Genomic DNA, 8,591 nt, shown 5'->3' on the forward strand with positions numbered 1-8,591 from the left:
TACATTCTATATGAATAGAAAAATCTCCTTTTATCTCGTTTTAAGCGCCATATGGAGTATAAATTTAATCTGATGGAAGTTCCTTTATCTCATAAAAAATATTGTAAATACAACGCTTTAACGATTTTATGCGTTGAAGTGTAAAAATAATACTTGAAATTGCTTTCCAAACATGGTAAATTGACTAATAACATTTAAAGATAGATTTAATGAGGAGATGAGTTGGAGAGATGAGTAACGAACAATTAGACAAGTTAAGAGATCAGTTAGACGAGATTAATTTAAAGCTGTTAGAGTTAATTAATGAACGTGGGAGACTAGCGAAAGAGATTGGTCAAGTCAAACTTAAATCAGGAGTGAACAGATTTGATCCAGTCAGAGAAAGAAAGATGTTAGATTTAATTGCTGAAAATAATAACGGTCCTTTTGAAACTGCTACGATTCAGCATTTATTCAAGCAGATTTTTAAAGCTTCTTTAGAGCTTCAAGAGGATGACAATAGTAAGAAATTATTAGTAAGTCGTAAGAAGCAGCCACAGGATACGGTGGTGGAAGTCAAGGGAGTTCGAATTGGTGGTGGGGAGCAAGTACTTGTTGCTGGACCATGTTCAGTTGAAAGCTATGAGCAAGTGAAGGCTGTAGCAGACAACCACAATATCCAAGGCCTTAAATTATTGCGCGGCGGAGCATTTAAGCCTAGAACTTCTCCATATGATTTCCAAGGACTTGGGGTTGAAGGATTAGAAATCTTAAAACGCGTGGCAACAGAGAATGATTTAGCTGTGATTAGTGAAATTGTAACTCCACATGATATTGAATTAGCTACCCAGTATGTAGATGTGATTCAAATCGGAGCACGTAATATGCAAAACTTTGAGTTGCTTAAAGCGGCTGGATCTGTCGATCATCCAGTTCTTCTAAAAAGAGGTTTATCTGCAACGATTGAAGAATTAATTTATGCTGCAGAATACATTGTATCAAAAGGAAACAGCAAGGTTATTCTATGTGAGCGTGGAATAAGAACCTATGAAAAAGCAACGAGAAATACGTTGGATATTTCCGCTGTACCTATCTTAAAGCAAGAAACACACCTACCTGTATTAGTAGACGTTACTCACTCTACAGGGCGTCGTGATCTATTATTGCCAACAGCAAAAGCAGCTTTAGCCATTGGAGCAGATGGAGTTATGGTTGAGGTTCATCCAGATCCAGCAGTAGCCTTATCTGATGCAGGACAACAATTAAACATTCCTGCCTTCAATGAGTTTTTAGAGAATTTATATGCTTCAGGATTATTTAAATCAAAAGTAAAAATCTAAAGAATAGACTTAATAGTCCTAATAATCAATAGTTCTAAATAATCAAGAAGGAAGTTGGCGAGTGTGAAGCGCGTCAACTTCTTTCTTTTGCTAATACCATCCATGCAAACAAAGAAGTCAAAAAAATGTTGAATAATTCTGAAGTTCATCATTGCTTAACAGAGCGAATTATCGTATTATTACAGTAAACCTTTAATGAAAATAATTATGAAAACCATATAATGTAAAATGTAGACTCAGGAGGGAAAGGGATTGAATATTACCATTTATGATGTAGCTAGAGAAGCAGGGGTTTCAATGGCGACCGTTTCGCGAGTTGTGAACGGAAACCCAAATGTGAAACCCGCAACAAGAAAAAAAGTCATGGAGGCTATTCAACGTTTAGGTTATAGACCAAATGCTGTTGCACGTGGGTTAGCTAGTAAGAAAACAACAACAGTAGGGGTCATTATCCCAGACATATCTAGTCTATTCTATGCGGAGTTAGCAAGAGGAATAGAAGACATTGCCAATATGTATAAGTATAATATTATTTTATCTAATTCTGATCAAAATATGGACAAGGAAATTCACCTTGTCAATGCGCTGCTTGAAAAACAAGTGGATGGACTTTTATTTATGGGTAGCCAAATCACAGAAGAACACATGCAGGTCTTCACCACCTCTCCTGTGCCTATTATTTTAACAGCAACGAGAGATCCTAAGGGAGAACTGCCATCCGTTAATATTGATTATGAGAAGGCAAGCTATGATGCAACAAAATCATTTATTGATCGTGGTCATACAAGAATTGGATATATTTCAGGACCGTTAGATGATCCATTAGCAGGGCAATTAAGGCTTTCAGGCTATCGCAAGGCTTTGGAGGATGCCAACATGGCTTATACTGAAGAATTAATCAAAGTGGGCGATTATCGCTACGATTCTGGATTGCAGGCGATGGAAGAATTATTATCGCTATCACTCCAACCTACGGCTGTAGTAACGATGAGTGATGAAATGGCTGTAGGAGCCATACATGCTTGTCAGGATAAAGGGTATCATATTCCTAATGATTTGGAAATTATCGGCTTTGATAATACTCGTTTAACAACCATGGTAAGACCTAGGTTAACAAGTGTCGTACAGCCTATGTATGATATTGGTGCAGTAGCGATGAGGCTGCTTACCAAATATATGAAGAACGAGAAAATCGAGGATCATATGGTCATTCTTCCTCACCGAATTGAAGAGCGCGAATCAACCAAAAACGAAATTCAATAGTAGAAAGGGAACTATAGATCAATGAATCAAATCATAGGAATTATCGGAGCAATGGATGAAGAGATTCAATTATATCATGAACGTTTAGAGCGAATAGAAGAAACTCATAGAGCAGGGATTACCTATTATAAGGGTGTTCTGAATCAGAAGAATGTAGTCTTGTGTAAGTCAGGGGTGGGGAAGGTAAATGCAAGTATATGCACACAAATTCTCATTGATGATTTTCAAGTGACTCATGTTATTTTTACTGGTGTTGCTGGTGGGGTTGATCCTCTATTAAATATAGGGGATATCGTGATTTCAGAAGATTGTATTCAACACGATCTTGATGTGACGGCTTTAGGTTTTCGTAGAGGAGAAATTCCTTACGCTGATGTTTCTACATTTGTTGCGGATGCAAAGCTTATCCAGATCGCACAAGAAAGTGGAGAGAGTATCCATGATGTACAAATCACAACAGGACGTATTTTATCTGGAGATCAATTTATTGCGGATAGAGAACTGGTTCAAACGTTATATTCGGAATTGAAAGGGGCTTGTGTTGAGATGGAAGGAGCAGCTGTAGCTCAAGTATGCTTCCTCAATCAAATCCCCTTTGTAGTGATACGTTCTCTATCTGATAAAGCAGATGGTTCAGCGCACATTAATTTCTTAGAATTTACGAAGCTTGCTTCTCAACGATCGTTTCATATGGTAGAGAAAATGCTAACCCGCTTATAAGAGTGGGTTAGCATTTTTATAACAAAGCTTTACGCCCTATGCTTTTGATGTCTTAAAAATGAGAGCGCTTTATTTTTTGTAATTGTATTTTGAATTTCAATTTCCTTTTGGCGAGGAATGAAAGGATAATCCTCCTCTAGATCTAGTAAAAAAGAAGGAAGTGTTTTAGTTGCTTTATGTCCCCACTTTCTTTTCCAGCTAAGGGGGATTTCTTGTTGTACGATAGGGATATCATTCATGACCATCCAGATCATGCTCCAAGCTCTAGGAACGACACGCCAAATATCATAGCCTCCTCCGCCAACAGCCAACCAGCGTCCTTGACTATATTTTTTCGAGGCTTCCTTGATTAGGCGCGGGATTTCGGCGTAAATATGCATGGATGAGGCCAAATGAGTCATTGGATCATAAAAATGAGCATCACAGCCATGCTGACTTAGAATAAAATCAGGCTTGAAAAAATCAATCACTTCTGCGAGAGCTTCTTCAAAGCACTCTAACCAAGATTCATCCTGTGTGTAAGCATCAAGTGGGATATTTAGAGAGTAACCAAAACCTCTGCCGTCTCCTCTCTCCGTAAAATGACCAGTTCCTGGGAAGAGGTATCTTCCGGTTTCATGAATAGATAATGTAAATACATTGGGGTCGTCGTAGAACGCCCATTGTACTCCATCACCATGATGAGCATCTGTATCGATATAAAGAACCTTCAACTTATATTTTTTTTGAAGGTAGGAAATAGCGACGGAACAATCATTATAGATACAGAAGCCTGCTGCTTTTCCTTGAAACGCGTGATGAAGTCCACCAGACATATTTAGTACTTGTTCAGCTTTTCCTTGCATGATAAGCTCTGCACCAAGCAGAGTACCTCCTACAATAAGGGAGGTAGCTTGATGCATGTTCGGGAAGTGGGGAGTATCCTCTGTCCCTATTCCAAATTGTTCTGCGAAAAATTCCTGATCCGTTAATTCATTCAGATCACTTAGTGTTTTAATAACTTGAATGTATTTATGGTGGTGAATGAGTGAAAGTTCATTCTCGGTTGCTGGACGAGGAGCTATGATTTGATCGGGCGACAAATAGCCTAATGTTTCTAAAAGATCCTTTGTAATTTTCAAACGCTTTTGATTAAAGGGATGTCTAGGGTGAAAATGATATCCTAATAGATCGTCACTATAAATGTAGAGTGGTTTTCTCTTCATGATGATTCTTTTCCCCTCCTCTTAGTACATGAATCGGTTTGTGAAACGAATTTGATCAAATGCTTCTATTGAGGAAACAGGAACTCGATCACCAATTCTTGCCATCAAACAATTGGCAGGGTGGGAGCAGATTTCTGGATCGTCTGTCGCATACCATTTTAACCCTGCACTTGTCATCATTCTCTCCATGATTTTGCGGTATTGCCATACATCTAAGCCCGTTCCTTTCAAATCCCAGTGCCAGTAGTATTCGGTTGTAATTACAATATAATCTTCCATAGCATCATCCATAAAAGCGACCCGGAGCATTTCTTTTCCTAGTCCTAGATTTCTGTATGGTGGAGCGACTTCAATAGCTCCTAACTCCAATAGATCCTGCATTTTTGCCTCTGACCAACGCTCCAATGGATCAGGATAGAGGAACGTCACATAACCAACAATGGTATTTCCTTCCATTGCGGCAATGATCCTAGCCTCTGCCAATTCTGCGATGGAGAGGAGGGCTTGAAATTGTTCAGAGGAGGGTCTTCTAAAAGCCACCAAGCCAGCATGAAAACAGTATTTACTTAGTTCTTCTCGTGTTAAAGGACCGAGCACTTCAATAGTAAACCCATTCTTTTCTATTCTTTGTTTGTAAAATTGTTTGACATGCTCCAATTTCAAGCAACCTCCCGTAAATTTTAGTTCTGAAATTACATCCATTATAACTCAGGATATGCTACAAAAAAAGGAGTGTGTGAGTAAAATTGCAAAAGGCTCTGAATCATTTCAGAGCCTTTTGGTTGAAGCCTACTTTATGGTAACTGTTCAAAGAGGTTATCCTCTTCATTTTGACGAGTTGGAGGAGTGGAGAATGGAATTCTCTTTTGAGGTTCCTGCTGTTGATTGGTTCGGACCTTTTTCTGACTTGATCCAGAAGAGCCTTGGTCATTTGAGTTCGTCTCAGACTCACTTTCTCCAATCCTTACTCTAATAGCCTCTGAATCTTTAGATTCCCCTGCATCATTGACAGCCGTAACGTAGTACCATACTTCTTTAGGGGAGTCAGTTAAGGTATGGACATAGCTTGTGGAACTTGTGGAAGCTAGGTGCCAGAAACCATTCATCGGATCCTCAGTGTAGTAAATATGGTATTGTGTCACTCTGTCTTGGTCAGGATTGGCTCTCCAGCTTAATTCTATCCCTCCTCCTAGATGCTTTCCTTTCAGACCTTTTGGTATTGTTGGAGTAGTAAGGTCTGGAGTGAAGAATTGATTAGGATCTACTTGATTGCTAATCACCACATTGGATGGTTCAGATTCTTTTCCTGCTATATCTACAGTGGTAACCCGATAAGCAAATTCTTGAGATTGACTTGCAGAGCTATCTACATAAACCTTAGAAAGGTGGTTGGGTATACTTTGCACTTTCGTGAATTGACCGTCCTTGGTAGCTCGGTACACTCTATATCCCGCAATATCACCTTCACTTGAAGGAGTCCATGTGATTTGGAGTTTACCGTCTGTCCATACAGCTTTTACAGCGGTAGGGGAGTCAGGTACCTTCCCATTTTCAACACGTGGATCTACTTCCTGTGGAGCTGTTTCATCCCAGTCTGCTGGAAGAAGTCTTGCACGTTGATTCAACAACTGCTTTGGAATGTCGATAGGATCACGTTTAACAAAAACCTTTTCTGTAACCATATCATCTGGGGTTGCATCCTGAGCAATATATGGCTTGTCATTATAATAAACCACTCGTCCTCTGATTAATGAATCATCGGTTTGTGTAGGTAAGTACTTGCGATTAAAGTAATCCGTTACTAGGAAGCCAGCATCCTTACAAAGTTGAGATGGCAATTTCCCAGATTTGGAGCAGACGGTCTTTTTGACAATTCCATCAGGCATTTTAAAAGTAAGCTCTGGGTTAAAATATTCAGGACGAAGCTCTTGAGCTTTCTTCATTAGAAGAACCCATAGATCCTGAGTCCTTGCCGTATATTCCCCTCTTAACTCTTCTGGCTTAGGGTAACCAAACCAGATTCCCATGGATACCTGAGGAGTATAACCGACAAACCAGTAATCAAATTTATTATTGGTTGTTCCTGTTTTCCCTGCAATACTAATTTTAGAGCCCATCCCTCGTCTAACTCTTGTAGCAGTCCCCTGACTAACCACCGTTCGAAGCATATCATTCATTAGAAAGGCTGTCTGTTCTGAGAATACTGGGACAGGCTGTACCTCGTGTTCATAGATCACTTTTCCTTCTAATGTTTCAATTTTCTCAATCAGATAGGATTTAACATAGTTCCCCTGATTGGCAAACGTTGAGAAGGCACTTGTCGTTTCTTCTACTGTTAATCCTCTTGTCATTCCTCCGATGGAAACAGATGGCGCAGAAAGATCTGCTGGATCTATGGTTGTGATTCCCATCTTTCTTAAATAGTCAAAAGGTACCTCTGGCCCAGCTTCTTCCTGAACCTTTAGGAATGTTTTAATCGCAGGTAAGTTGTAGGACATATCCATAGCCCTTCTCGCTGTTACCAAACCTTGATATTTATTATTCCAATTCTTAGGAACCCAGTACTTTCCTCCAGAGCGATCCCATTTAAAAATAGGAGCATCGTCAATGATGGAGGCAGGTTGGACAAGTCCTAATTCTAAGGCAGGTGCATAATCTAAGATTGGCTTAATCGCTGAACCTGGCTGTCTTGGTGTTGTTGTAAAGTTATAATTTAGTTCATCATAATCGCGGCCTTCGACCATCGCTAAAATGGCTCCAGTCTGATTATCAATTAGAGTAGCTGCTGCTTGCTCTAAGAAAGGCTGCTCTGTTTTCTCGCCTGTTTTAGGGTCCACTTTGGTATCTTTATTTACTTTACTTCTCGGTCCAAATAGCTTTTCGTCTTTCACGATTTCGTGAAACGCCTCGTACAGTTCTCGATCCACCGTCGTATGAACCTTATACCCACCTCTGGATAATTCTCTGCGGGCATGCTCTAAGTAGTCACTCCACTCTGAGTTGGTTAACGACTCTCTTGCTAATCCTTGTTCTTCTAGGCGTTGCTTGGCAAGGATTTCAATAGCTCGATCTGTAATCTCGAATGTGAGATAAGGATATTTTTCAAGGATTCCTGGTGTAGGCTCAGCTAGGCTTGTTTTTAAATTAAAGTTAAGTGCTTCTTCGTGCTGCTTAGCAGTAATGCGTCCAGTATCCAACATTCTGCGCAAAACGAATTTCTGACGATCAATTCCTCTTTTTAGCCTTTCTTCGGCAATCCCGCCGCCTCTTTGGAACGGAGTATACCGCCCAGGACTGTGAATCATCCCAGCAATATAGGCGGATTGTGCGATATTCAGTTCTTTTACATCGACTCCGAAAATTCCCTCAGCCGCTGCTTTGACTCCTTCAATATTGGAGCCATTCGCATTGTAGCCTAAATAGACAATATTCATATAGGCTTCAAGGATTTCATTTTTATCAATCATTCTCTCAATTCGCATTGCCAGAAGCATTTCTTTGAATTTTCGTTCGAATGTCCGTGATGGATCTAACAATTGGTTTTTTACAAGCTGTTGGGTGATGGTACTTCCACCCGTTCCCTCATCTGACTTAATGAATTGTTCAAGAACTGCTCTGGATACAGCCTTAAAGTTGATTCCATTATGTTCATAGAAGATATGATCTTCTGTTGCTAAAATAGCATCAATCAGATGTGGAGAAACTTCTTTGACAGTGACTGGCTGTGATACCTCTGAGGTAAGCAAGTAACCAATCCATTCATCGTTTTTAAAATAAGCCTCTCCCGTTTTGTTGTAATCATGAATTCGCTCTCTGATTTCGGTATAGCTGCGTAAGGGCTCGTCCTTTACATTGTAAGCAAAAAATCCAGCGGCAACTCCTCCTGCGAATAAGAAGCTCATGATACCTAGTACAATAAAAACCTGCATAACCACCCAAATTGTTTTTAAAATATATTTGCGACGCTTTGGTTTTGCTGGGTTGGTTGGTTTATGGTCTGATGATTTTTTATCCATCGTATGTATCCCCCCTAAAATCACTTTATAATTATAGCATAATTCGTGATTAGAAACATTTTTTTAGA

General features: G+C 39.6%; 6 protein-coding genes. 3 read left to right on the forward strand and 3 right to left on the reverse strand.

Annotated elements, in window-relative coordinates:
• Positions 1–230: 230 nt before the first annotated feature.
• The 3 genes from JCM10596_RS20945 to JCM10596_RS20955 all read left to right on the forward strand — a co-directional run bounded on the left by JCM10596_RS20945 (position 231) and on the right by JCM10596_RS20955 (position 3,302).
• Positions 231–1,319 carry a bifunctional 3-deoxy-7-phosphoheptulonate synthase/chorismate mutase gene (locus tag JCM10596_RS20945; RefSeq protein ID WP_025028783.1) on the forward strand — a complete coding sequence of 363 codons (1,089 nt, stop codon included), beginning with the start codon at positions 231–233 and terminating at the stop codon, positions 1,317–1,319.
• 252 nt (positions 1,320–1,571) lie between these two features.
• A complete protein-coding gene (gene ccpA / locus JCM10596_RS20950; RefSeq protein WP_025028784.1) occupies positions 1,572–2,582 on the forward strand; it encodes a catabolite control protein A in 1,011 nt (336 codons plus the stop codon).
• Between the two features lie 21 nt (positions 2,583–2,603).
• Positions 2,604–3,302 (forward strand): 5'-methylthioadenosine/adenosylhomocysteine nucleosidase, encoded by a 699-nt coding sequence (locus tag JCM10596_RS20955; RefSeq protein ID WP_025028785.1) that lies wholly within the window; start codon positions 2,604–2,606, stop codon positions 3,300–3,302.
• 29 nt (positions 3,303–3,331) lie between these two features.
• On the opposite strand, the gene JCM10596_RS20960 is transcribed toward JCM10596_RS20955, so the two are convergent.
• The 3 genes from JCM10596_RS20960 to JCM10596_RS20970 form a co-directional block, all read right to left on the reverse strand.
• Positions 3,332–4,507, reverse strand: coding sequence for an acetoin utilization protein AcuC (locus JCM10596_RS20960; protein ID WP_025028786.1), 1,176 nt, complete (start codon positions 4,505–4,507; stop codon positions 3,332–3,334).
• A gap of 21 nt (positions 4,508–4,528) precedes the next feature.
• Positions 4,529–5,164, reverse strand: coding sequence for a GNAT family N-acetyltransferase (locus JCM10596_RS20965; RefSeq protein ID WP_025028787.1), 636 nt, complete (start codon positions 5,162–5,164; stop codon positions 4,529–4,531).
• A 137-nt stretch (positions 5,165–5,301) separates the two neighbouring features.
• Positions 5,302–8,523, reverse strand: coding sequence for a transglycosylase domain-containing protein (locus tag JCM10596_RS20970; protein WP_025028788.1), 3,222 nt, complete (start codon positions 8,521–8,523; stop codon positions 5,302–5,304).
• Between the last annotated feature and the right edge of the window lie 68 nt (positions 8,524–8,591).

Origin of the sequence: Caldalkalibacillus mannanilyticus JCM 10596, assembly GCF_000615945.1 — a bacterium.
Lineage (GTDB): Bacteria > Bacillota > Bacilli > Caldalkalibacillales > JCM-10596 > Bacillus_AT > Bacillus_AT mannanilyticus.

What these genes read in the sequence shown, in the direction of transcription:
- JCM10596_RS20945 (WP_025028783.1), top strand. Translation starts at nt 231, where the DNA reads ATGAGTAACGAACAATTAGACAAGTTAAGAGATCAGTTAGACGAGATT.
- JCM10596_RS20960 (WP_025028786.1), bottom strand. Translation starts at nt 4,507, where the DNA reads ATGAAGAGAAAACCACTCTACATTTATAGTGACGATCTATTAGGATAT.
- JCM10596_RS20970 (WP_025028788.1), bottom strand. Translation starts at nt 8,523, where the DNA reads ATGGATAAAAAATCATCAGACCATAAACCAACCAACCCAGCAAAACCA.
- JCM10596_RS20955 (WP_025028785.1), top strand. Translation starts at nt 2,604, where the DNA reads ATGAATCAAATCATAGGAATTATCGGAGCAATGGATGAAGAGATTCAA.